Here is a 22,187-nt window from a genome sequence, read left to right as displayed (position 1 = left end):
ACGAGAGCGGCGTGCCACCGCCCTGTGCGGGTGGTGGCACGCCGACTCGGAAGGGCGGCACGCCGGGGTCAGAAGGTGCGCCCTTGGTCAGTGGCGGTGCAGGGGCCGGTCAGCGGCGGTAGCCCCAGGACTGGGTGTCCACGGTGTGGCCGTGGTCGTCGCGCAGGGTGGCCTTGTCGGCGTAGTTGCCCCAGATGTAGTCCCAGCTGCCCTGGTAGACATCCCGACGGGTGTCGTAGCCGCGCCCGGTGTGGACGCGGACCGTGGCGTGGCCGGGCAGGCGCAGGTCGTCGAAGCGGTAGCGGTTGCCGTCGCGGTCCGAGAGCGTCCATCCGTCCAGGTCGACCGCGCGGCGGCCGGTGTTGGTGACCTCCACCCACTCCCGGTTCAGGGACCGGTTCGACCAGTCGTCGCGGCCGGGGCTGTTGTACTGGATGTCGCCGAGGACAACCGTGGAGTACGACTCGTGGCGGCCGTGCCCGTATCCGTGGCCGTGGCCGCTGTCGGCGGATGCCGGCATCGCCGCCGCGGCGACGACGGAGCCGGCCGCCAGGGCGGTAGCGGCAATGCGGCGGACGGTACGAGAAACAGACATTGATGTCCCCTCAAGCAGGTAAGGGCGCCCAGGGCCCGGTCAAGGGCCATGCTGCGCGGTGCGGGTCCCGGCCTCTCAGGCCGAGAACCCACAGCCTGGAGCACCTCCCCCGCCACCGGCAGCGACTCCGGTTCGTGTTACTTAATGCGGACATTTCCGTAACTCGCGATTGCATTGTTCACACATCCCGCCCGGGCGTGCCCCTGACATCGGCTGCCGGATCCACGCATCCGCCCCGAGGCCGGAAGGAAGCCTCTCCGGCCCCTCAGGCACCCCGACCGCACCGGCCCGCACGCCGCCCGTCCAGCAGCACGCCCATCGGTAACAGCCACAATGCCGCGCAATTCAGACACCCGTCGTGTGGCCGAACATCCGCCCGCCAAGTGCGGGGTTCGAGGCCGGCGGGCTCGCATGTCCGGATGAGGAGCGGGGGGCGTTCGCGGGGCCCGATCCCCACCGGTCGTACGGATCGCCCGTGCGTCAACCACTCGGCCGTAAACGACCGAGCATGCCGACTCGGTTCGATACGGCTCTGCTCATGCCGCCGACTGCCCCCTACGACAGGGCGGCCACGGGTCACATCCACCGCTCCCGGCTCGGGCCGGGAGCGGATCGGGCATGTTGACGAATACCCGGGCCGAGCGTGCGCGGTTGCGCACGTCGACCCCGGCGACGTGGTCGGCCGGCCCGGCGAGGACGCACCGACGACAAGAGAAATGATCACGCGGAGGGCGGTTGTTTCGGTAGCGCCACCGCTACGGCGGGCGGATGGGTGGTTCAGCCGACGACCCGTCAGGAGCCGGCTTCATCGACGCGAGCGCGTGGTCCGCCCGGGACGGCTTCCAACGGGTGCAGGCGGATGACATCGGGGATGGTCTGCGCGACGAGGGAGGGATTCTCCAGCGGCACCACATGGTGACGCCCGGGAGAATTACCCGCTCGGCATGGGCGAGACGCTCGGCCGGTGCACGGTTCCGCGCGCGGCGGGCACTGTCGGAGCCGGTGCCGGGCGCGGTCCGGGTTGCCCGGCCCGGGCCGGGCCGGGCACGCAAGAAGCCGGACAGTCCTCCTCGGCACGGCCGCAGCCGCAGCCGTCATGGTCCGGCTCCGCGCATGATCGGCCGGTCAGGACCTGGAACGGCACGGACATTCTTTTCCGGGAGTTCTTCGTGCGCCCGGCCTGCCGGGTCTTTCAGGGGATCGGGAATATCCTGAACAGTAATCTCTTGACCGGTTATGCCTTTCGGGAATTCCGTTCCCTGGAACAGCCGTACGAGCCTTGGTTTCGGCCGGCATGGGACCGGTCTCATGCCTCCCCCGTCCCTTTGCCCTGCAACGGAGAGATCCATGAACACGATGCGTGTCGCCCAGGTCAGCGCCGCGGGCGAGAAGTTCGAAATCGTCGAGCGGGAGCTGCCGCAGCCCGGCCCCGGCCACGTCCGGATCACCGTCGAGGCGTCGGGCATCTGTCACACCGATGCGGGCTTCGTCTACGCCGGCCTTCCCGGCGTGCAGTTCCCGCTGGTCACCGGCCACGAGGTCGCCGGGCGGATCGACGCCCTCGGCGAAGGGGTGACTGGATGGCAGGTCGGCGAGCGTGTCGAGGTCGGCTGGTTCGGTGGCCAGTGCGGCCACTGCCTGCCCTGCCGTGAGGGCGACTTCATCGACTGCCAGAACCTTCAGGTTCCCGGCTGGGCCTATCCCGGCGGCTTCGCCGACGCCATGGTGGCCCCCGATACCGCGCTCTCGCGCATTCCTGACGGATTGCCGGCCGTCCTGGCCGCGCCGCTCGGCTGCGCCGGCGTCACCACGTTCAACGCTCTGCGGCACAGCTCTGCCCGGCCTGGTGACCTCGTGGCGATCCTCGGCGTCGGCGGTCTGGGACACCTCGGAGTCCAGTACGCCAACCAGTTCGGCTTCGACACCGTCGCCATCGCCCGCGGCCGGGACAAGGAGCCGCTGGCCCGAGAGCTCGGCGCCCGGCACTACATCGACAGCAGCGCCGCCAACGTCGCCGAAGCCCTCCAAGCGCTGGGGGGCGCCCGCGTCGTGCTCGCCACGGCAGCCAACTCCGACGCGATGTCTGCCACCGTCGACGGCCTGCGTCACCGCGGGCAGCTGATCGTCCTCGGTGTTACCCCCGAGCCGCTGCAGATCAGCCCGCTGCAGCTGATCGGAAAAAGCCGCTCCGTCCACGGCCACCCGTCCGGCACCGCCCAGGACGTCCAGGACACTCTGGCGTTCAGCGCGCAGACCGGGGTGAAGCCGATGGTGGAGACGGTGCCGCTGGAGGAAGTCGACGACGCCTTCCAGCGGATGCTCAGCGGCGCAGCCCGTTTCCGCATGGTGCTCACCACCGGCAACTGACCGCCGGCTGCAACCGGGTGCGTGGAGCGGATCGGCGAGCCTTCCCTTGCCGCATCGCATCCCCTTCTCCCCTGACCGGGATGGCGGACGGCACGGGTTCTGCGGGGGTAACCGGCGGCGCAACCGGTATCGGCCGATCCGGGCGGGTGGCAGCAGGCCGATCTCGTCGTAGTGCCGCGGTATCCGGACCGTCACGCCCGGCATCCGGGCAACCTCCGCGATCGGCCAGGTCATCGCCGCCCCCTCACGAGTGCTTCAGCGGGCCGGCAGGTAAGGACGGTGGAAGCTGCCGCAGCAAACGTTTCAAGCCCGGCACCCGGAATCTGCGCCCCGCCGGGCCCTTCGTGTGCGTGCACCGCCCCGCCGGCCGGCGCCGTCGGCCCCCTGTGCGGTCCGACCTGCGTCTACCGCCCGTGGCAGCGGTATGCGGCTGGGGTGGGTGCGCCGGGACGCGTCACCACCAGGGGGGCATCCACCGCACAGTCCGCCGCCTTCCTCGGGCCGGTGACCGATCGTGGCGCCCTCGGCGTTGCAGCGCACCTCCTCGCGCAACCGCGACGGCCGTGGGCGCAGGCCGGGCGGCGTCGAGCGGCGGGTTCAGGCGTCCCTCGGGTCCTGCGGGTTCAGCCGAGGGCGCGGTCGAGGTTGAATGCGGCGCTGATGAGGGAGAGGTGGGTGAAGGCCTGCGGGAAGTTGCCGAGTTGTTCTCCCGTCGGTCCGATTTCCTCTGCGTACAGGCCGAGATGGTTGGAGTAGGTGAGCATTTTCTCGAAGGCCAGGCGGGCCTCCTCCAGGCGGCCGGCCCGGGTGAGGGCTTCGATGTACCAAAATGAGCAGATCGAAAAAGTGCCCTCCGTGCCCGGCAGGCCGTCCGGGCTGGCTCCCGTGTCGTAGCGGTAGACGAGCGAGTCGGCGACCAGCTTCGTGCCAAGGGCGTCCAGCGTCGCGAGCCATTTCGGGTCGACCGGGGAGACGAACTTGACCAGGGGCATCATCAGCACGGAGGCGTCCAGGACGTCGCCGTCCAGTTGCTGGACGAAGGCACCGGCCTCGGCCGACCAGCCGCGTCTCATGATCTGCCGGTAGATCGCGTCACGGCTCTGCCCCCAGCGGACCAGATCGGCCGGCAGGCCGCGCCGGGTCGCCATGCGCATGGCCCGCTCGATCGCCACCCAGCACATCAGGCGCGAGTACAAGAAGTCCCGTCGTCCCCCGCGGATCTCCCACACGCCTTCGTCGGGCTGGTCCCAGTGGTCGCAGACCCAGTCCACCACGGCGCCGACCTCGTCCCAGCGGTGGCTGCTGATGGGCTGCCCCCACTTGTCGTACAGGTAGATGGAGTCGATGAGCGCTCCGTAGATGTCCAGCTGGAGCTGGGTCGCGGCGGCGTTTCCCACCCGCACCGGGGACGATCCCAAGTAGCCCTCGAAATGCGATAGTTCGTGTTCGGGCAGCTCGCGGCGTCCGTCGATGCCGTACATGATCTGCAGCGGTCCGGTGGTCTCGTCCTCGCACATGATGCAGGAGGACAGAAAGCCCATGAATGCTTCGGCCTCCGAGGTGAAGCCCAGCCTGAGCATGGCGTAGATGCAGAAGGCGGCGTCCCTGACCCACGTGTACCGGTAGTCCCAGTTACGCCCGCATCCGATCTCCTCGGGCAGGCTCGTCGTCGGCGCAGCCACGATCGCGCCGGTCGGTGCGTAGACGAGCAGCTTCAGGGTCAGCGCGGAGCGGTGCACCATCTCCCGCCACCGTCCGTGGTAGCGCGAGGCGCTCAGCCAGTGCCGCCAGAAGCGGACCGTGGCCTGGAACTCGTCCTCCGCCTCGCGCCGGGCACACCCCCGCAGAGCGACCTCGGCCCCGATCCGGTCGAGGGCGAAGACCGCGGACTCACCCTCCAGCAGCTTGAAGTGCGACCAGGCGTCCGTGCCGTCGCATTCGAGCGGCACGGTGGCCGTCAGCGCCAGGGACAGGTTCCTGGATTCGAAGTACGCCCTGTCGCCCTCCAGGCGTGCGCTGTGCGGCTCGGTCCCGTATCCGAAGCGGGGAGCCACCCGCGCGGTGAACGGTAGCGAGCCCCGGACGCAGAGCACGCGTCTGATCAGCCGGTGCCGGTGGACCTCGCCCGATTCGTCGCCGATGGGCATGAAGTCCTGGATCTCGCCCACCCCGTCCGGGGCGAAGAACCGTGTGATCAGCACATTGGTGTCGGGAAAGTAGAACTGGCGGGTCCGCGCGGGCACGTCGGCAGCCAGCTGAAACGATCCGCCCCGGTCCGCGTCCAGGATGGAGCCGAACACACTGGGTGCGTCGAATCGCGGGCAGCAGTACCAGTCGATCGTGCCGTCGGTGCCCACGAGCGCGACGGTACGGAGGTCACCGATCAGGCCGTGGTCGGCGATCGGCAGGTAGCGCGGGGAGCCTGCCCCTTGCCCGTCTCCACTGCATCCGGCACTCTCGAACGCCATGCCAGGCCTCCCTGCCAACGCGACGCCACCGCCACGAAGCCGAAAACAACCCTGATAACAGTTTAAATCGCCACGTATTTGTTCCTGCGTTCTGCCGCTTCAGCCGCCACCGCCGTGTGGCGTGCCGTGACTGCGTCGGCGGTTCGCCGGCCTCGCAGAGCCGGCACAATCACCGGCCGTGCGTTCATGCGGCGGGCGGCGTGGGCCGGCGCAGGTGGGCCAGATCGTCGGGTGGCGGGGTGTCGGGCCGGTGGAAGAGGGGGGTCTGGTCGACGGCGGCCGCCGGGGCGTCGGCCAGCTGGAAGCGCTCGCGCAGCCGGTGGTAGAACTCCAGCGGTGCCAGACGGGCCAGGCGCAGCCGGTACGGTGCGCGGTAGGTTGCCACCCAGTCCCCCGGCTCCAGTACTCCGCGCGTCTGCCCGTCGATGCTCACGGCCACCCGGCCGGAATGCGGCAGCACGTGTACCACGACCGCCTCGTCGGCTGCGGCTATCACGGTGCGGTCGAAGGCCATGTGCGGAGCGACCGGGGTGAAGACGATGGCGTCGGCGGCGGGGTCCAGAACCGGCCCTCCCGCGGCGAAGTTGTAGGCGGTCGAGCCGGTGGGGGTGGCCACGATCACCGCGTCGGCCGAGTAGGAGGCGAGCAGCTGCCCGGCCAGGTACACGGCCACGCTCGCCTGCCGGTCGCGGGCGAGTTTTTCCAGGACCACGTCATTGACGGCGGTGACGTCCAGGGCGACACCCCAGCCGACCGGCTGCGCCCCGGCGGGGCGCACGGCCGGGGCGGGCAGCGCGGGACCGCGCCCGTAGCACAGCACCGTGTCCAGGCCGACGGGCGTCCGAAGCGGGCGCGACGCGCGCAGCGTGAGCACCATCCGCTCCTCGATCACCGCCTGATCGCGGTGGAGAACGTCCAGGGCGTCCTCCACCTGGTCGGTGGTGATCTCGGTCAGGAAGCCGAGCCGGCCCACGTTCACGCCCAGCACCGCCGCCCCGTCCTTGGCGGCGATCCGCGCCCCGCGCAAAAACGTGCCGTCACCGCCGAACGTGATGATCAGCTCGGGATGGCCCGCTGCCTCGGCCTCCTCCTGGCCTCCGTGCCGCGGTTCCCCGTCCCGCCACACGTCGATGTCGGTGCAGGCGACGCCGCGCGCGGCACACCACATGCGGGCGGCCCGCGCCGCCGCGACGGCGGCGGGCCGGCCTTGGTGGACAACCAGACCCAGCCGATTCAAAGGCATCACTTCTCACCGTAGACCGCCCCCACCCGCCGCGCAGATCGCAACAGATCCTCCCCGGGGCGCACCCTTGTCCCCGGCGTGCCACCGCCCGGTGCGGGTGGTGGCACGCCGGGGACAAGGGTGCGCCTGATCAGGGGCGGGGCGGGGGTCGGGCGCAGGAGTCCTCGCCCACTGAGCCGGTCCGCAAGGGGGCGGCGGACCGGTCCGCGAGGGTGCGGCGGGCTGGCTCGTTGCGCACTGTGGCCGCCGGGTTTCCCATGGGGGGTTGCTGCCGGCCCCGGCCGGGCCGGCTTCGAGGGCTGCCGGCCGGTCCTGTGCCGGCCGTTTCGGCAAGGTCAGGCCTGCTGCCACGATGCTCATGTGCGGCCTCGCCGACCCCGTATGAAGAGCGGAATCGGGTGTACGCACGGCGGGCCACCGCCAACCGTGTTCGAGCCGCCGGTCGTGGCCGTCCCGCCGGTGCGATCCCGGTGCTCCCCGCGCCTGCGCCGTCGCCGTCCGGACAGCGCCCGAGGGCCGAGGTGAACGAGTCCGCCGGGCTCGTCGCGCCACCAGGAATTCGTCCTGGGGCAGCGCTCGGGCCTTCACAGTCCGATGTTCTCCGCTGCTTCGAACACCCGGATGTCGGCACCAAATCGTGCGGCCTCGCCCGCAAGAAACTTCCCGACCGGGGCCATTTCGGTCTCCGAGACGTAGGCGTCGTGCATGGGGTAGGCGTGGTCCGGGGCGATTTCTCTTCGCCGCCGGGCGTCGCCGCTGTGACACCACGGTGGCGGAACCGCTTTGTGGTCGCTCGCTCGCTGTGCGGTTTCTCGCCGTCCCCCGTCAACGAAGACAGTGGGGACCGGCGGGTACTGCGGCCTGTGTTTCAGGCAGCCGGGCGCCAGTGCGGGTCGCGTCCGACGAAGGCCGGCAGCGTGTTTGCCCGGTCGCCGCCCCGCGCCTGCTGCAGGGCCGGGGCGAAGACACCGAAGGAGTCGAGGAGCCGGTCGACGAGCTGATCCGCCGCAGCCCACAGCCCCTCGGCCAACTCCTGCTCCAGGGGCAGGTCCTGGCCGGTCGCGACCGCGATGACCCCAGGCGTGTATACCGGCGTCCAACGCTGCTGCCACAGCCCCGAGCCAGACGGGCAGCGGGCCCAGCGGCGTCGGCACGCAGGCGGCGTCCGCCGGCAGCCGGGCGAACGCGTCGGACACCGCCGCCAGAGCGCCGGGGCGAACGGCTCCCACAATGGCCCGACGCCGTCCGCCAGGACGACCTGCCCAGCCTCCACGCTCTCGCGGCAGGCATCGATCAAGACCGCGACGCGGTCGTCGCCGGTCTCACCCTGCCTTGGAACTCCGGCGTCGTCGAAGGGCACGTCAATCGCATCAAGATGCTCAAGAGACAGATGTCCGGCCGGGCCGGCTTCGCTCTCTTACGCAAGCGAGTCCTGTTGGCTCACTGATCGATGTCAGATGCGCGCTGTAACTTCCCCGCATGGGTGTGTACCTGGTGAGCGTCGGCGCGGAGGAATGGTTCGGTGAGGAGGAAGAGGGATGGGGCGAAGTTGCTTCGGCTCTCAACGCTGAACTCAGGCGGCGGGGCCTGCCGCCCTACCAGGACGTACCCCCAGAGACGGACTTCGCAGCTGGCTCAGGGCAAGCCTTCGAGGAGAAGCTGGCCTCTTCCATGACCGGGTTCCTCGCCTTGTGCCAGACGCACCTGTCACGAGAGGAATGGGAGATCCTCTGCGGCTGGACCGTGCTCGTGCCCTTCTCGCTCGATGAGGAGATCTGGTTGCCCATCGACTCCGGCGACTACGAGTCCATGGTCGCCGGCGCTCCCCGGGTACTACCGCTCGCCGAGAAGCTGGCGGCAGTCATCGATCTGCCACCCGAAACCCCGGCGACATGCGACAACCTCGACTTGAGCATGTGGTTCAGGCACCAGGCAAAGGAACTGGCCACTACTCGAACAGGATTGTGGAGCAAGGACCTGGACACAGCCTTCTACGTCGCACTGTTCCTGCGCGCTGCCCAGCACTCGATCCGGCGTGGCTGCCCCATCATCTGCACCTGAGACCCATCGTCGGTCCCACCGGTCTCCCAGTGGAGATCACTCACCGTGCACGCGTCACGGAAAGCGAGCCAGAACGCGTTCTCGTGAACAGAGCCGCCTTGGCAATGTGCCCGCACCGAGGACACCGCCGGGAGGCGTTGCAGGGGGCCACGGCCATCACTTCCCGTCCGGCGCATGCTGCCTTGGCGGTGAGGATCGTCAGGAACACCCCCATCCGGCATCAGCGATCGAGCGGTTCAGTCCGGCCTTGGCCGCGGCCCCGCTGGGCAGGAAGCTGCCCGGCGTGGCGGGGCCCGGCTCCGGGGCCGGCGCCTTGCTCATGGTGCGGATCTGGAGGTCTTCGTGCGCGATGAAATCGTGTTCGCCTACGAGGTTCAGCGCGGTCTCGTGCGCGTGGTCCAGGCGCTGAGGGCGGACCCTTGCGGTGCAGCCGCGCCACCGTCTCCACGGCCTTGCGCCGACACTTGCTGCCCCGCTTGCACCCGGGCGAGGGCCCGCTGGGCCTCTTCCAGCCTGGCGGCGGCCTTCGCTCCGTGACGGAGGTTGGGCACGAACTCGCCGCCCGAGTCGGCGAGAAAGTTCGCTGTCCCCATGCCGATGCCGGCCACGGAACCGGTCCGGGGAAGCGGCTCAGGCGCGGTCTGCCCGGCGGTCAGGATGACGTACCAGCGCCGCCCTTCACGCTTGACGCTGATCGTCTTGACGTTGCCGGCCACCGGTCGGTGCTGGTGCAACCTGACGTGCCCGACGCCCTGGAGGCGGACACGGGTGACGGGGTCGTGCGGGGCGCTCGGTGAACGCCGGGCAGGGCGTAGCGGGTGCGGGGGGGTCCGGGGGTGCGCCGAGGGATACCCCCGCATGCCGGAAACCCCGGCCCGATTCCGACGGGCCGGGGTTTCCATGTCATGCAGACCCTGCTCTACCACCGGTCGTAGTGGTCTCCTACCACTCCCTGTCGTAGTGGTCCCGGACGACCCGGAAGCTGCCCACGACACCGTTCTTGACGAACACGCCGCCACGGATGTGGTGACGGGTGAAGACACCGTTGCTGGTGCTCCAGGGACCGACCGTCGCAACCGGGGAACCGTTGTCGCAGGTTGCCCCACGGAAGAACTCAACAGTGCGGCGGCTGTCGTTACGGACGTTGAAGCTCCGGGCGCCCAGACCGCTGACCACCGTGATGCAGCCGTCCTCACCGCGAGCCGAGTAGGAGCGCTCGTTGATGAAGATCCGGCCCTCCTCCTTGTGGCGGAAACCACCACGCTCGTTGCCGCCACGCTCGTTGCCGCCACGGTTGCCGCCACCGTAGCCGCCCTCGTTCCCCTTGCCACCGTTGCCCCCGTTGCCACCGCCTTCACCACCGAGCGGAGCCGCGTCGGGGGCGACCTGCTGAGCAGCCGGGGCGGCTTGCTGGACGGACGGGGCAGCAGCCGGGGTGGATCCGGCGGCCGAAGCATAGGTGATGCCGGTAGTGGCGATGACCGCGGCGCCCACTGCGGCGGCGGTCACGGCGACGGTACGCGTCTTCATGTCACTTCTCCCTTGTCTCTGAGGGTCGGCCGGGCAACCGGCCTGTGACGAACGTACTTATGGCGCCTTTAACTGGCATCTCGGACGTATCACCAGAGGGCCGACCGGGTGTACGCACGCCCCGCGCCGCGCATCGATCAGCACATGACATACCGTCAATACATATGAAAGTAAGCTTATTTGGCACACGATTAGGCCTTCTGGGCGACTTGATGACGCCCGATCACCCTGTCGGCAGCATGTCGCCCGGCCCCGCACACCGAAAAACCTCACCCCACCGCCCTGAACAGCCGTCACCGGCACCCACCCCACCACCCCGACCGACCACAGCGCGTGCGACCGGATGCGGGCCTGCCCTTGTCGGCGCGGTGGACGACCGTGGCGGCGCCGGGCGGGGTGACGGCGGCGGCCGTCGTCGCGATCATCCGGTTCGGTCCGGTGCCTCGGAGCCGTGGGCGCCGCGGTTGAACGTTTGCACGCGTGGAATGCCCGCACGGCACCGATTCCCTTCTGCGCGGATGGCGCCTGTCCCGTCTCATCGGAGTCTTTTGCTCCTGAAGCGACGGCCCGGCCTTGCTGAGGACAACGACACTTTGGCCCCGCTCGACCGGCCCGCAGGCCTAAGAGGCCTCCGGCCCGCCGATCCGCCTGCCGGTGCGCTGGAGCATGGCCGTGGAAGCATCGGCCCATGCGGCTCAGGTCGCCACGTCGACGGACCCCGCCCCCTCCTGGCCGCAGGCGCGGGGGCTTCGACCGCAACGCCGCGGCACCGGCCGGCCTTCGGTCAGACCGGTCAAGGACCGGCGCGACAGGACACCCGGCCCCGGCCGGAGGTGACACCGGCACTCATCCAACAACCCCGGGTGGCGCGCAGTGACGCAGGCAGTCGCACCTGCGGTCCGAGCCGTGACAGGTCACCGCCCCTTGACCGCACGCCGGAGACAGGTCCCGATCCGGAACCGATGGGCGAACCGTTCCTGGGCAGTGAGCAGGAGTGAGTCCTGGCTCACCGGCACGCCCCGAACGGTCTTGGGCGCACTGGTCCTCCGCTTTCGCATCCCGGGCGGCGACGCATATCCCGTATGCGCTCCGTCCCAGGCGGGCGGAATCCCTACGACCCGGCCATATGGGTGTGGCCAGAGGCGACGGGGAGGCCCCGAACCATCTCGCTGGTGACACGGGGGCCCCGACTGCTGACACCACACCCGGCGTCCCAGATCGCACCGAGAACGTCACCCACACCCCGCCGGGCATACCCGCAGCTCATCGCGCCGATCACCCCATCGTGCCCATGCTCGCCAAAACGATGTGCCGGCCCAACAGTTGTGAACCCCTCGAACGCGGCGCGCACCAGAAGATCGCGGCCCTGTGCTCCTCTGCATCGTCGAGGCCGTTCTCCGTCTCCTGCCCGTCACGCCGGCGCGGATCACGTAACAAATAGTCTGCTGTACTGATCATCGGCGCGTCGCGACGGAGTCTGATGCCCGACCGGCTGCGCGCGGTTCAAGCTCCTCCTTGACTTCGGATTTGGAATTCCCGAAACGATCGAACCAAGGAGCACTCACATGCGTCCTGCCAACAGGACACGGGCCCAGATGAGATCCCAGCCCCGACGAGGCCGATGGGTGGCCGGCGGCACGATCGCCGCACTCACGCTGGTCCTGACTACCGGGGTGAGCAGCACGGCTGCGGCGGCGGCCCGGGCCCCTGGTGCACCCACGATCGCCTCCGGCCCGGGGGACGGCGGAGGCGACAACTGCAAGCACAGGCCGCATGACGGCAAAGGCAAGGACCGCTGCCAGAGGGGTCCGACCGGCCCTACGGGCCCCCCAGGCCCGCAGGGTGAGCCGGGTCCGGCCGGACCAGAGGGACCGCAGGGCGAGCAGGGCACACCCGGTGCACAAGGCAAGCAGGGCCAGCAGGGCGAGCCCGGCGCACAAGGCAAGCAGGGCGAGCAGGGCACACCCGGTGAGCAGGGCCAGCAGGGCGAGCAGGGCACACCTGGTGAGCAGGGCCAGCAGGGCCAGCCTGGACCAGAAGGGCCGAAGGGCGAGCAGGGCACACCCGGTGAGCAGGGCAAGCAGGGCGAGCCCGGACCAGAGGGACCGAAGGGCGAGCAGGGCACACCCGGTGCGCAGGGCGAGCAGGGCAAGCAGGGCAAGCCCGGCGCACAAGGCAAGCAGGGCGAGCAGGGCGAGCCCGGCGCACAAGGCAAGCAGGGCGAGCAGGGCACACCCGGTGAGCAGGGCAAGCAGGGCGAGCCCGGACCAGAGGGACCGAAGGGCGAGCAGGGCACACCCGGTGCGCAGGGCGAGCAGGGCAAGCAAGGCGAGCAGGGCAAGCAAGGCGAGCAGGGCAAGCAGGGTGAGCAGGGCCCTAGCGGTATCGCCAGCCTCACCCAATGGCAGGGACCCCTCGTAAATGTGCCTGCGGGCGGGATTCATGTGGAGAGTACGGCCGTCTGCCCTGCGGGCCAGACGGCTGTCTCCGGCGGGTGGGGCTCGGGCTACGGAGTTGTTCCGGGTGCCTCTCTGCAGACCACCACCAATACCTTCGGCGACAGCTGGACTGTCGCCTTCGACAATCCCACCGATGACGTCCTTGGCGCAGTGGCGTTCGCGTACTGCTCTGCCTGATGACGTAGCGATACGCAGCACAGTTTCCGGTGTGCGTGCGGGCTGCAGCGAGGGCCGGGCCACCTCAGTCCTCGCTGCTCCCCTTTCTCCTTGCGTGCGGTACCCCGCCAGCCGGCGGTCTTGGGCTGACATCGCCTTCGCGTGGCCGGCTCCGTCGGGTCCGGCTCGAACGGTGTGCGTGCACAACCGATCCCTGGCCCGCTGATGCTCACGGTCGGACCGCCGAACTCCTGCAGGAAGCTCTCCGCAGCGTCGTGCGTGGCGGGGCCGGTCCTTTCGAACAGGGATCGCCGGCGGCTCGTGTCCCTCTTTGGTCCGGGCGCCCGCCCCGAGCCAGGACCTCACGTACCTGTGGCAACCAGCTGCTCATCCTGGGCCCCGGTTCCTCGTCGAGGGGTGAAAACCGATCATCTCGGCACGGCCGGCGCCGGCGGGCAGTGCGTGACCGCTCCACAGGGACTGAGCCAGACCGAAAGTCGTGAACAATCCGATGCCGCGTCAGCGGTGAGTGACTCCCGGACCGCTGCCGAGGTGCTGCTCGATCTCGTGGCCGGAGCCAGGTGCACCGGGCCGGCAGCTCCTCAGCCCCGGGGCCTGCGGTGGCCCCGCCGGGGCGGGACGGCCATCGCCTGGCGGGTGCGGGGGCCGTGCCCGCCTAGGAGGAGCTCACAAAAGGGGAGTCCGATCAGCTCGCGGCGTCCGGTGCGTGCGATCACAACGCGCTGGAAGGTCCTCGGACGGGGTCTCCCCTGCTCGAGCGAAGCCGAGAGCTCGGGGAAAGAGCTACCAGGGCATTTCGGCAACGCAGCGAGCGTGCGTGCCAGGCGTCGCGAGCCGGGCGCCCATTGTGTGAGCTCCTCCAAGACGGGAGGTGTGCCGATGCCGGCGGTGGCCCGGGTGACCACTGGCGGTGCTCGTCGGGTCCACCCGCCGCCCGGGCCGGCTTTCGGTGGTGCAGGTCCAGGCGGCGGCGCGAACAGTTGACGCAACCGCACGGGCCACCGCAGCCCCCAGGCCGTGCGGCACACCGATATCCGCCCGCCCCCTCCCACCCGGGCTTCGCAGGCCTCCCCCGGCCAAGCCCGTTCACACGGCCACGCGACACCGGATCAGCCCTGTTGTTAGGGGGCGGCACGCGATCGGTCACACGCCGGCCGCCCGATCAGGATTCCCCTCGGATTCGCGCCGATAACCGCCACACCACCATCAATACAGTGCGTTTATCCGGAATTACGGGGAGCGAATACGGTGTCCTTTATATGACGCAGGTCACGTGACCCACGCCACCCTTGTGCCGATTTGAGGCATTTGCCGTGTGGAGTGGGCCACGTGACGGCCGTCACTCCGAAGCCGAATAGTAGAGCCACTGGGACCCTGTCCGCAGCCTTGACGGCGCTTCTCCCGATCATTTCCGGCACCCAGTACGAATCCGGTTAGTAAAGGGGGGTCATTGACCGGGGATTTGTCCTCGATTAACAATTCTTGGCATCACCCCCCGACGGAAGAGGAATTACCGAATGCAGTTCACCGCGATGTCCACGAAGTTCGCCCGCATGACCAAGACCAAGAAGATCTCGATGGGCATGCTCGCCGCCGGTGCCGCAGTCGTGGCCGGCACCGTCGCAGGCGCCCCGGCCGCCTCGGCCGCCACCCCCGCCCAGTCCGGCGGCGGCAACGTCGACACCTGGATCAACGAGTCGCTCAAGGTCATGCACGCGAAGGGCATCCCGGGAACCTACGAAGGCATCCGCAAAAACCTGATGCGCGAGTCCTCCGGCAACCCCAACGCCATCAACAACTGGGACTCCAACGCCACCAAGGGCATCCCGTCCAAGGGCCTGCTCCAGGTCATCGACCCCACGTTCAACTCGTACCACGTCAGCGGCACCTCCAAGAACATCTACGACCCGGTCGCCAACATCACCGCCGCAGCCAACTACGCCGCCCACCGCTACGGCTCCATCGACAACGTCAACTCGGCCTACTGACAATCGGCCTACTGACAAGACGTGCCGATTGCACAGCCGAACCCGGTCAGGACCTGTCCGGGCCCGGCCATGCGGACCCGCCCCCAGTTGCCCAGTCAGACCTGGGCGGTCGGCCCTCGAAGCAGGCCGACCGGGCGGACCACTGCAGGCGCAGTGTTCGTGACCGGCCTGCCGGTGGCAGCGTTCCCGCATCCACCGGCGGCACATCCTGCCCTGTGCGGCGCGCAGACGCATCGTGGCCGCGGTCGAGGCGGCCCGGCCCCGCGCCGCTTCCGGGAAGAGCTGTGCCGAGGTACCAACGCCGCCCACCGGGCGCTGCCCGGTGCTGTTGCGGTGGAGGCCGCGGATGGTGGTGCCAAAGCGCCCCACGAGCAGGCCGAGCGGCAGGCTGCGCAGGTGTGTCCGGGCCGGACGCCGAGACGTGCCGGTGTACTGCACCGATGCCGCCCCGGCGCTTTCGCAGCCCTTCTTGACCACCGCCCGCGGTCACTGCGCCGGCCTTCGCCGTGACCGCACTCGCACTGCCGCCCCGCAGGAAGGCGCTCAGCGCGACCGCCTGACACACCAGACCAGTCGGCCCCGGCAACCGCGGAGGCCGGCTTCGCTGTTCCTCAACCGCCCCGCCCGGCCGCCGCGTCCACGCGGTCCCGGTGTGCACGGCGGTCATGCGCCGGGCACGGCGTCATCCGAGGGCGTTTTTACGCCGCTTCCCCAGGGACGCAGACGGCTGCCGCTGGGATGCCGCCGCGCACGATCCGGTCACCGGTATGCGCATCCAGGGGGTCGGGCACGTCAAGGTGCACCAGCACCGGCCGGTGGCCGGCAAGGTCAAGGGCCGGTGGCCGGCAAGGTCAAGACGGTCTCGGTCACGCGCGAGGGCTGTAAGTGGTTCGTCGTGCTGACCGCCGAACAGGCCGCACCCGATCCGCTGCCCGCGACCGGCAGCGTGGTCGGCATCGACCTGGGCATAGCCAACTTCCTCGCCGACTCGGACGGCGGGTTCGTCGAGAACCCGCGTCACGGCCGCAAGGCCGCGGAGAAAGTCGCCGCCCTGCATCGCAAGGTCCGCCGCCGGCGCCTTGACCACGCGCACAAAACCGCGCTCGACCTCGTACGCGAACACGACTTCATCGCGCACGAAGACCTCAAGATCCGCAACATGAGCCGGGCCCCCGCACCGAAGCCCGACCCTGATCAGCCGGGCAGCTTCCTGCCCAGCAAAGCCGCGGGCAGAGCCGGGCTGAACCGTTGGATCAACGATGCCGGTTGGGGGTGTTCCTCGCGATCTGGACCGCCATGGCTGAAAGCGCCGGACGGGACGTGATGACCGTGGACCCCCGCAGCACCTCCCGGCAGTGCCCCGCATGCCGGCACACCGCCAAGGAGAACCGGCCCGCCCAGGACACGTTCCACTGCACCGTGTGCGGCCACACCGCGCACGCCGACACAGTGGGCGCCCTGAACGTTGTACGGGCCGGCCCGTCGCGAAGCCCAACCGGCATAACGAGACCCCCCTTCAAGGGGTGGAGGAGTCACGCGGGGGCTGATCTCAGCGAGTGTCTGCGGTCGCTGCCCGCGGCTATGGGCGAGCGCCCGGCAGCTGACCGTGGCTGCCCCGTTCAGCTCACGCCCAGGCCCCGCCGGCGCCGCCGGGGTCTGTCGTCACACGTCCCCTCCATCGGTGTGCTGCAAGGGTGGTGACGGCCGTTCGGCAAAGTTCGGAGGTCTGGTCGCAGCAGGGGGCGGGCGTGGGCCACTGCTGCGAGCGGCCCACGGCCAAGGGCGTCGGGCAGCGGTTGGTGCGTCATTGCCACCAAGCCGGGCTGGAGCTGATGTCATGACAGGCGTCTGCCGTACGAAGGAAAGGCACATGGCTGTGCGATCCATCGGAGCCCGCGCGACCCGCCGGACAGTCCTGGCCGCCCTGGCCGCCGGGGCCGGTGCCGGGGCGGCTCCGGCCGCCGTATCCCCGCCGCCCCCCCGCGCCCACCGCCTTCGCCGCGCCCGGCGCGGCGGCCCACGTCACCGGGCAGTTGCGCGCCCTGGAGCGGGAGCACTTTGCCCGGCTCGGCGCGTACGCCCATGACACCGCCACACACCGCACGGTGGTGTACCGGGCGGACGAGCGCTTCCCGATGTGCTCTCTGTTCAAGACCATCGGCGCGGCTGCGGTCCTTCGCGATCTGGACCGCAGCGGCGAGTTCCTGGCCCGCCGTATCCACTACACCGCGCAGTACGTGAGGGCCTGCGGCCACTCGCCGATCACCGGCACGTCCGAGAACCTCTCGCGCGCGATGACGGTCGCCGACCTGTGCAGGTACTCCATCACGCACAGCGACAACACCGCGGCCAACCTCCTGCTCCGGGAGCTGGGCGGCCCCGCCGCCGTCACCCGCCTGTGCCGCTTTGCCGGCGACCCGGTCACCCGCCTCGACCGGTGGGAGCCCGAGCTGAACTCGGCGGAGCCATGGCGCAAGACGGACACCACGACACCTCGTGCGATCGGGCAAACCTACGCCCGCCTCGTCCTGGGCGACGTGCTCGTCCCCCGCGACCGCCGGCTGCTGACCGGCTGGCTGCTCGCCAACACCACCAGCGGTGAACGCTTCCGCGCCGGGATTCCCGCCGGCTGGAGCGTCGCCGACAAGACCGGCGGCGGCAGCTACGGCGGCAACAACGACGCCGGCGTCGCCTGGCCCCCCGGCCGGCCGCCGGTCGTCCTGGCCGTCATAACCACCAAGCCCGACCGGGACGCCCCCGCCGACAATCCGCTGGTCGCCAAGGCGGCCGGGGCTCTGGCTGCGGCCCTGAGCTGACCACCGGCAGCAGCATCCGGGGACAGGCCGGCCGGCGCGATGTGCCCGAGCGATACGGTTCCCGGACCGGCCCGCGCCCGTCAGCCGGGCACCCCGCCGTATCCGGCCCGCCGTATCCGGGCCGCGGTCGTCCCGGCCGGGACGTGACCGCGCCGGTGGTCCCGGACCGTGAGCAAGGGCCGGGGCCGTGGGGCCGGGGAGCCCTGAACGGTGGCAGGGGTGGCAGGAATCGAACCTGCGGCATCCGGTTTTGGAGACCGGCGCTCTGGCCATCTGAGCTACACCCCTTCGGTGTGCGTCAGCCTGTCATGCCCGGCGAGCCCGGCTCCACACAATTTTTCGCGGTCGCTCGCCGGGCGCGAACAGGAGGACGGTTTCGGCCGCACCGACCGCGTCGAGTGCGGGGGCGGTCCACGGGGGCCTGCACGCCAACCTGACGCATCGCCCGGTGCCCGGCTCACACGCCGGAGCAATCGCAGGAGGCCGCAGCCCCTTTCCGTCCGGGCCGTGCACGCGCAGCGCATCACCCACATATGCGGCCTGGCGCGAGACCCCGGTCCGGCACACACCAACCAGGAAGTGGCCCCGGCATCCCGGCTCTTGAGCGCGCCCGCAGCTCCACAGCGCCCGCAAGGTCCGCGGAGGCAGGACGAAGCCGCGGCAAGGCAACCCCCCTTCTTTTCCGGCTCTCCTGTCGCTTCCGTGGGTCGTTGACCAGGGCTGATACGCAGAACACGCCGTACCCGGGGTACGTTTCGACTGCTGAAGGTACGAAACGAATAAACCTGGATACGGCGTGCAAATTAAGAGGATATGGGTTCGGTTGCTCGGTGTCGAAAAGACGCTGATCGAGCAGGTCGAGGCCGAGGAGGCGGACCCCGAGGGCGGTGTCCGGGGTGAGCTGGTGATCGTGGCGCATGTCCGACCGGCGAAGGGCCACAGGGAGCGGTGCGGGATCTGTCGGCGCAAGGTGGCGAAGTACGACGCCGGTGAGGGACGCCGCCGCTGGCGGGCCCTGGACCTGGGCGTCATCCAGGCATTCCTCGAGGCCGACGCGCCCCGGGTCTCCTGCCCCGAGCACGGCATAGTGGTCGCCTCGGTTCCCTGGGCGAGGCACGGCGCCGGACATACCCTGGCGTTCGACGCGCAGGTGGCCTGGCTGGCGACCTGCTGTTCCAAGACGTCCGTCACCCAGCTCATGCGGACCGGTTGGCGCACGGTGGGCAACATCGTCGCCCGGGTCTGGGCGGACGTCGAGAAGTCGGTGGACCTGTTCGCCGGGCTACGACGGATCGGTATTGACGAGATCAGCTACAAGAAGCGCCACAAGTACCTGACCGTCGTGGTGGATCACGACTCCGGGCGTCTGGTCTGGGCTGAGGCCGGCCGGGACAAGGCCACCCTGCGTAAGTTCTTCGACGCCCTGGGGAACGAGCGCGCCGCGAAGCTCACCCACGTGTCCGCGGATGCGGCCGACTGGATCTCCACGGTGGTCGCCGAGCGCTGCCCGCAGGCGGTACGGGTGATGGACCCGTTTCACGTCGTTCAGTGGACCACCGACGCCCTGGACGTCGTGCGCCGTCAGGTGTGGAACGCCGAGCGCGGAGGCAAGGGCAGATCCACCCGAGGCTCGAAGTCCCTGAAGAAGGCCCGCTTCGCGCTGTGGAAGAACCCCGAGGACCTCACGGCCGGGCAGCGGGCCCAACTGCTCTTCATCGCCAACGCTCACCCGCTGCTCCACCGGGCGTACTTGCTCAAGGAAGGTCTGCGCACCGCCCTCAAACAGGGCCCCGACACCACCGAGGCGCTGTGGGACTGGGTGCTCTGGGCCCGCCGCTCACGAATAGCCGCCTTCGTCGAGCTGCAGCGCAGCATCGTCAGACACTTCGACGCCATCACCGCCGCCGCCGAGCACGGGCTGAGCAACGGCCTGGTCGAGTCCATGAACACCAAAATCCGACTGATCACCCGCATCGCCTTCGGCTTCAAGGACCCCAAGTCCCTCATCGCCCTCGCGATGCTCAGCCTCGGCGGCCACCGACCCCAGCTACCAGGCCGTCAACTCACGAACTGACCACCCACGGAAGCGACAGGAGAGCCTCTTTTCCTTCTTTTCCTTCTTTTCCTTTCACCGGGCACCGGTGCGGCGGTGAGGGCAGAAGGTGCGGGCCGGTCCGGCGGCGGCCATCACCGCGGGACGGGCCCTGAGAGCACCGCCGGCGGTGCTCTCAGGGGCGGCGCGTGCGGTGACGGCCCGGCCGCCGGACCTCATCGGTGCCGCCCGGCCGGCCGGTCGTGCTCGCGCCCGCACCGTGCGCCGGCAGGCCATCGCGGCCCTGCGCGGCGGCCGCCGCGCACGCAGGCGCGCTGCACAACGGCGGCCCGCCCGGTCGACGTGCGAAGGGCTCCCGGGCGGGCTTCCGCTTCCATGCTGCCCCCGAGCCCTGCCGCTCGGGTGCGGCCGCGCGGCAGACGGGGCCGAATGAGGTCGCAGCTGCCGCACAGTCGGGTGACACCGAAGGCCGTCAAGCCTCCAGTCCGGCGGTCTCGACGGTGGGCCGGGACGCGGCCCGAAGGAGGTGGCCGCCCGCGCCCCCCGCGTACCGGCAGCAGGCCCCCGGGGCCGGGGGAAGCCGCTGGGCGAGATCCTGGCCGGCTCCGGGCGTCGGGCCGGGTCCGGCGGTGACCGCGACGGGTGAGGTCGCCGCGCGGTGTTCGCAGGCACCGGGCCGGGCCCCGGGCAGCGCCCCGGCCGGCGGGAGGCGTCCTTCCTGACAGGGAGGCGTCCTTCCTGACAGGGGGCGTGTTCCGGGCTGCGGCGGGCCCGACTCCCCTGGCCGGGCGGACACCACCGCGGCCGGGGGTGTCGGGCAGGGGCCGCAGGAAGGCCAAGGGGACCCGGGGAGGCCAGGGGGACCCGGGGAGGGGCTGGGGGACCCGGGGAGGGGCTGGGGCGGACGCGGAGGCAACCGCCGACGAGGCGGCCGGGGGTGCAGGCGATCCGAAGCTGTCAGCCGGGGTCTGTCTGCTGATGTTCCTGGTCCTGCCGCCGTCCCCCGCTCGTGCCGGCGGCCTGCGTCCGCAGGTCCACGAAGGCACCCGGCTGCCGCGGGGTGACTGCGGGGCCTTGCGGGCCGGCAGCAGGGGTGCCGCAGGCTCTGCCGTGTGCCGGTGGCTTTTGTGCACCGGCCCGTCCCCGGGCGAAGTCAACGCCTCCGCGCGCCTGACCCGATGCCTATGGTGAGTTGTGATCAACCAGGACACGGACCGTCAGCGGAGCACTGTACGGCCCGGATATCTGGCCGCGGCGGGTGTGTTCGCGGTCGGGATGATGGGCACGACCCTGCCGACACCGCTGTACGGGCTCTACCGTGAGCAGATCGGTTTTTCCGAACTGATCGTCACCGTGGTTTTCGCCGTCTACGCCATCGGTGTGATCGCCGCCCTGCTCCTGGCCGGCGGCTTCTCCGATGTTCTCGGCCGCCGCCCGGTCCTGCTGGGCGCGCTGGCACTGGCCGCGCTGAGCGCGGTGTGCTTCCTGCTGGCGGACGGACTGCCGCTGCTGTTCACGGGCCGTGTCCTTTCAGGGCTGTCGGCCGGACTGCTCAGCGGTACGGGCACGGCCGCTGTGCTGGAACTGGCACCCGCCGGACGCAGTGCCCGGGCAGGATTCGCGGCGACCGCGGCCAACATGGGCGGCCTGGGACTCGGCCCCCTGGTCGCGGGGACCCTGGCCCAGTACGCGCCATGGCCGCTGCGGCTGCCGTTCTTGACCCATCTGGCGCTCCTGGCGGCCGCGGTGGCTGTCACCTCGCTGCTGCCCGAGACCGTGCACCGCAGCGGCGCCAGGCCCCCGCTACGGCCACAGGGCATGGTCGTCCCCACCGAGGTACGCGGTGTGTTCGCGCCCTGCGCACTCGCCGCCTTCGCCGGATTCTCGCTGCTGGGCCTGTTCACCGCGGTCGCGCCGGCCTTCCTCACCCAGACCCTGGGCGTGCACGACCTGGCCGTGTCCGGCGCCGTCGTCTTCTGCGTCTTCTGCGCCTCGGCCTGCGGGCAGTTACTGATGGGCCCCGTCGGCACACGCAACGCCCTGCCCGTCGGCTGCCTGATGCTGGTGGCCGGGCTGCTCGTGGTGGGGGCATCGCTGCTGCTGGCGTCGTTGCCGGTCCTCCTCCTGGGTGCCGCGACCGGCGGCACCGGCCAGGGCCTGGCCTTCCGGGCCGGATTGAGCGTGGTGAGCACAGCGGCTCCCGACACCCACAAGGGCGCCACCATCTCGGCGTTCTTCGTCCTCGCGTACGCGGGAATCTCGGTGCCCGTCATCGGGATCGGCGCACTCGCCGCGGCACTGGGACTACGCACTGCAGGCCTGGTCTTCGCCGGCTGCGTGATACTGCTCGCCGCCACGGCAGGCGGCTACCTATGGCGGCACCCACCCACACACACCTGAGCGCCCCCAACCGCCCAACACCCCCGCCCA

General features: G+C 70.3%; 18 protein-coding genes, 1 tRNA gene and 2 pseudogenes. 10 read left to right on the top strand and 11 right to left on the bottom strand.

What is annotated here, in order from left to right:
- Nucleotides 1-109: 109 nt before the first annotated feature.
- Nucleotides 110-595, bottom strand: a complete 486-nt coding sequence (locus tag OG395_RS52700; protein ID WP_327241422.1) for a lamin tail domain-containing protein — start codon at nucleotides 593-595, stop codon at nucleotides 110-112.
- Between the two features lie 1,347 nt (nucleotides 596-1,942).
- Between OG395_RS52700 and OG395_RS52695 the strand changes: the two genes are divergently transcribed.
- Nucleotides 1,943-2,962 carry an alcohol dehydrogenase gene (locus OG395_RS52695; RefSeq protein WP_327241423.1) on the top strand — a complete coding sequence of 340 codons (1,020 nt, stop codon included), beginning with the start codon at nucleotides 1,943-1,945 and terminating at the stop codon, nucleotides 2,960-2,962.
- 132 nt (nucleotides 2,963-3,094) lie between these two features.
- Here OG395_RS52695 and OG395_RS52690 read toward each other — a convergent pair.
- The 3 genes and pseudogenes from OG395_RS52690 to OG395_RS52680 all read right to left on the bottom strand — a co-directional run.
- A pseudogene (locus OG395_RS52690) lies at nucleotides 3,095-3,196 on the bottom strand (MerR family DNA-binding transcriptional regulator); the annotation flags it as partial.
- Nucleotides 3,197-3,585: 389 nt separating this feature from the next.
- Nucleotides 3,586-5,430 carry a glycoside hydrolase family 15 protein gene (locus OG395_RS52685; RefSeq protein ID WP_327241424.1) on the bottom strand — a complete coding sequence of 615 codons (1,845 nt, stop codon included), beginning with the start codon at nucleotides 5,428-5,430 and terminating at the stop codon, nucleotides 3,586-3,588.
- 184 nt (nucleotides 5,431-5,614) lie between these two features.
- Nucleotides 5,615-6,673, bottom strand: a complete 1,059-nt coding sequence (locus OG395_RS52680) for an NAD(+)/NADH kinase (RefSeq protein WP_327241425.1) — start codon at nucleotides 6,671-6,673, stop codon at nucleotides 5,615-5,617.
- Between the two features lie 276 nt (nucleotides 6,674-6,949).
- Here OG395_RS52680 and OG395_RS58870 point away from each other — a divergent pair.
- A pseudogene (locus OG395_RS58870) lies at nucleotides 6,950-7,052 on the top strand (RidA family protein); the annotation flags it as partial.
- A 205-nt stretch (nucleotides 7,053-7,257) separates the two neighbouring features.
- On the opposite strand, the gene OG395_RS52675 reads toward OG395_RS58870, so the two are convergent.
- Complete coding sequence (locus OG395_RS52675) at nucleotides 7,258-7,380, bottom strand: hypothetical protein (protein WP_327241426.1); 123 nt, start codon at nucleotides 7,378-7,380, stop codon at nucleotides 7,258-7,260.
- Nucleotides 7,381-7,541: 161 nt separating this feature from the next.
- Nucleotides 7,542-8,033, bottom strand: coding sequence for a hypothetical protein (locus tag OG395_RS52670; protein WP_327249753.1), 492 nt, complete (start codon nucleotides 8,031-8,033; stop codon nucleotides 7,542-7,544).
- A 119-nt stretch (nucleotides 8,034-8,152) separates the two neighbouring features.
- Between OG395_RS52670 and OG395_RS52660 the strand changes: the two genes are divergently transcribed.
- Nucleotides 8,153-8,734, top strand: a complete 582-nt coding sequence (locus OG395_RS52660) for a hypothetical protein (protein ID WP_327241427.1) — start codon at nucleotides 8,153-8,155, stop codon at nucleotides 8,732-8,734.
- Nucleotides 8,735-8,774: 40 nt separating this feature from the next.
- On the opposite strand, the gene OG395_RS52655 is transcribed toward OG395_RS52660, so the two are convergent.
- The 4 genes from OG395_RS52655 to OG395_RS52640 all read right to left on the bottom strand — a co-directional run bounded on the left by OG395_RS52655 (nucleotide 8,775) and on the right by OG395_RS52640 (nucleotide 10,264).
- Nucleotides 8,775-8,891: a hypothetical protein gene (locus OG395_RS52655; RefSeq protein WP_327249737.1), complete on the bottom strand. Its 117-nt coding sequence runs from the start codon at nucleotides 8,889-8,891 to the stop codon at nucleotides 8,775-8,777.
- A gap of 41 nt (nucleotides 8,892-8,932) precedes the next feature.
- Nucleotides 8,933-9,055, bottom strand: a complete 123-nt coding sequence (locus OG395_RS52650; RefSeq protein ID WP_327249754.1) for a hypothetical protein — start codon at nucleotides 9,053-9,055, stop codon at nucleotides 8,933-8,935.
- Nucleotides 9,056-9,108: 53 nt separating this feature from the next.
- A complete protein-coding gene (locus OG395_RS52645; protein ID WP_327241429.1) occupies nucleotides 9,109-9,450 on the bottom strand; it encodes a hypothetical protein in 342 nt (113 codons plus the stop codon).
- 226 nt (nucleotides 9,451-9,676) lie between these two features.
- A complete protein-coding gene (locus tag OG395_RS52640; RefSeq protein ID WP_327241430.1) occupies nucleotides 9,677-10,264 on the bottom strand; it encodes a hypothetical protein in 588 nt (195 codons plus the stop codon).
- A 1,595-nt stretch (nucleotides 10,265-11,859) separates the two neighbouring features.
- On the opposite strand from OG395_RS52640, the gene OG395_RS52635 reads away from it, so the two are divergent.
- From OG395_RS52635 to bla, 5 genes are all read left to right on the top strand, one after another.
- On the top strand, nucleotides 11,860-12,900 hold the full coding sequence (locus OG395_RS52635) for a hypothetical protein (protein ID WP_327241431.1): 1,041 nt from the start codon (nucleotides 11,860-11,862) through the stop codon (nucleotides 12,898-12,900).
- A 1,517-nt stretch (nucleotides 12,901-14,417) separates the two neighbouring features.
- Entirely contained in the window at nucleotides 14,418-14,888 is a 471-nt protein-coding gene (locus OG395_RS52630) for a transglycosylase SLT domain-containing protein (RefSeq protein WP_327241432.1), read from the top strand.
- An 838-nt stretch (nucleotides 14,889-15,726) separates the two neighbouring features.
- The gene (locus OG395_RS58865; protein ID WP_442818500.1) at nucleotides 15,727-16,212 is read left to right on the top strand and encodes an RNA-guided endonuclease InsQ/TnpB family protein; all 486 of its coding nucleotides are present in this window, start codon (nucleotides 15,727-15,729) and stop codon (nucleotides 16,210-16,212) included.
- Nucleotides 16,185-16,589 (top strand): zinc ribbon domain-containing protein, encoded by a 405-nt coding sequence (locus OG395_RS58860; protein ID WP_442818716.1) that lies wholly within the window; start codon nucleotides 16,185-16,187, stop codon nucleotides 16,587-16,589. The genes OG395_RS58865 and OG395_RS58860 overlap by 28 nt, the downstream gene beginning before the upstream one ends.
- Nucleotides 16,590-16,828: 239 nt before the next feature.
- Complete coding sequence (gene bla / locus OG395_RS52620; protein WP_327241433.1) at nucleotides 16,829-17,704, top strand: class A beta-lactamase; 876 nt, start codon at nucleotides 16,829-16,831, stop codon at nucleotides 17,702-17,704.
- Between the two features lie 211 nt (nucleotides 17,705-17,915).
- On the opposite strand, the gene OG395_RS52615 is transcribed toward bla, so the two are convergent.
- A tRNA-Trp gene (locus OG395_RS52615) sits at nucleotides 17,916-17,992 on the bottom strand.
- 508 nt (nucleotides 17,993-18,500) lie between these two features.
- On the opposite strand from OG395_RS52615, the gene OG395_RS52610 reads away from it, so the two are divergent.
- Nucleotides 18,501-19,778 carry an ISL3 family transposase gene (locus OG395_RS52610; protein ID WP_327241434.1) on the top strand — a complete coding sequence of 426 codons (1,278 nt, stop codon included), beginning with the start codon at nucleotides 18,501-18,503 and terminating at the stop codon, nucleotides 19,776-19,778.
- 1,173 nt (nucleotides 19,779-20,951) lie between these two features.
- Nucleotides 20,952-22,157: an MFS transporter gene (locus OG395_RS52605; protein ID WP_327241435.1), complete on the top strand. Its 1,206-nt coding sequence runs from the start codon at nucleotides 20,952-20,954 to the stop codon at nucleotides 22,155-22,157.
- Nucleotides 22,158-22,187 lie beyond the last annotated feature (30 nt).

It is taken from the genome of Streptomyces sp. NBC_01320 (genome assembly GCF_035974375.1).
Classification (GTDB): Bacteria; Actinomycetota; Actinomycetes; order Streptomycetales; family Streptomycetaceae; genus Streptomyces; species Streptomyces yanii.
The sequence above is the reverse complement of the archived record's forward strand: the minus strand, read 5'-3'. Positions and strand labels throughout refer to the sequence as shown.

Bases quoted from the DNA above. Each gene is read 5' to 3' on its own strand.
- OG395_RS52700 (WP_327241422.1), bottom strand. From the start codon at position 595: ATGTCTGTTTCTCGTACCGTCCGCCGCATTGCCGCTACCGCCCTGGCG.
- OG395_RS52695 (WP_327241423.1), top strand. From the start codon at position 1,943: ATGAACACGATGCGTGTCGCCCAGGTCAGCGCCGCGGGCGAGAAGTTC.
- OG395_RS52685 (WP_327241424.1), bottom strand. From the start codon at position 5,430: ATGGCGTTCGAGAGTGCCGGATGCAGTGGAGACGGGCAAGGGGCAGGC.
- OG395_RS52680 (WP_327241425.1), bottom strand. From the start codon at position 6,673: ATGCCTTTGAATCGGCTGGGTCTGGTTGTCCACCAAGGCCGGCCCGCC.
- OG395_RS52675 (WP_327241426.1), bottom strand. From the start codon at position 7,380: ATGCACGACGCCTACGTCTCGGAGACCGAAATGGCCCCGGTCGGGAAG.
- OG395_RS52660 (WP_327241427.1), top strand. From the start codon at position 8,153: ATGGGTGTGTACCTGGTGAGCGTCGGCGCGGAGGAATGGTTCGGTGAG.
- OG395_RS52655 (WP_327249737.1), bottom strand. From the start codon at position 8,891: ATGGCCGTGGCCCCCTGCAACGCCTCCCGGCGGTGTCCTCGGTGCGGG.
- OG395_RS52650 (WP_327249754.1), bottom strand. From the start codon at position 9,055: ATGAGCAAGGCGCCGGCCCCGGAGCCGGGCCCCGCCACGCCGGGCAGC.
- OG395_RS52640 (WP_327241430.1), bottom strand. From the start codon at position 10,264: ATGAAGACGCGTACCGTCGCCGTGACCGCCGCCGCAGTGGGCGCCGCG.
- OG395_RS52635 (WP_327241431.1), top strand. From the start codon at position 11,860: ATGAGATCCCAGCCCCGACGAGGCCGATGGGTGGCCGGCGGCACGATC.
- OG395_RS52630 (WP_327241432.1), top strand. From the start codon at position 14,418: ATGCAGTTCACCGCGATGTCCACGAAGTTCGCCCGCATGACCAAGACC.
- OG395_RS58860 (WP_442818716.1), top strand. From the start codon at position 16,185: ATGGCTGAAAGCGCCGGACGGGACGTGATGACCGTGGACCCCCGCAGC.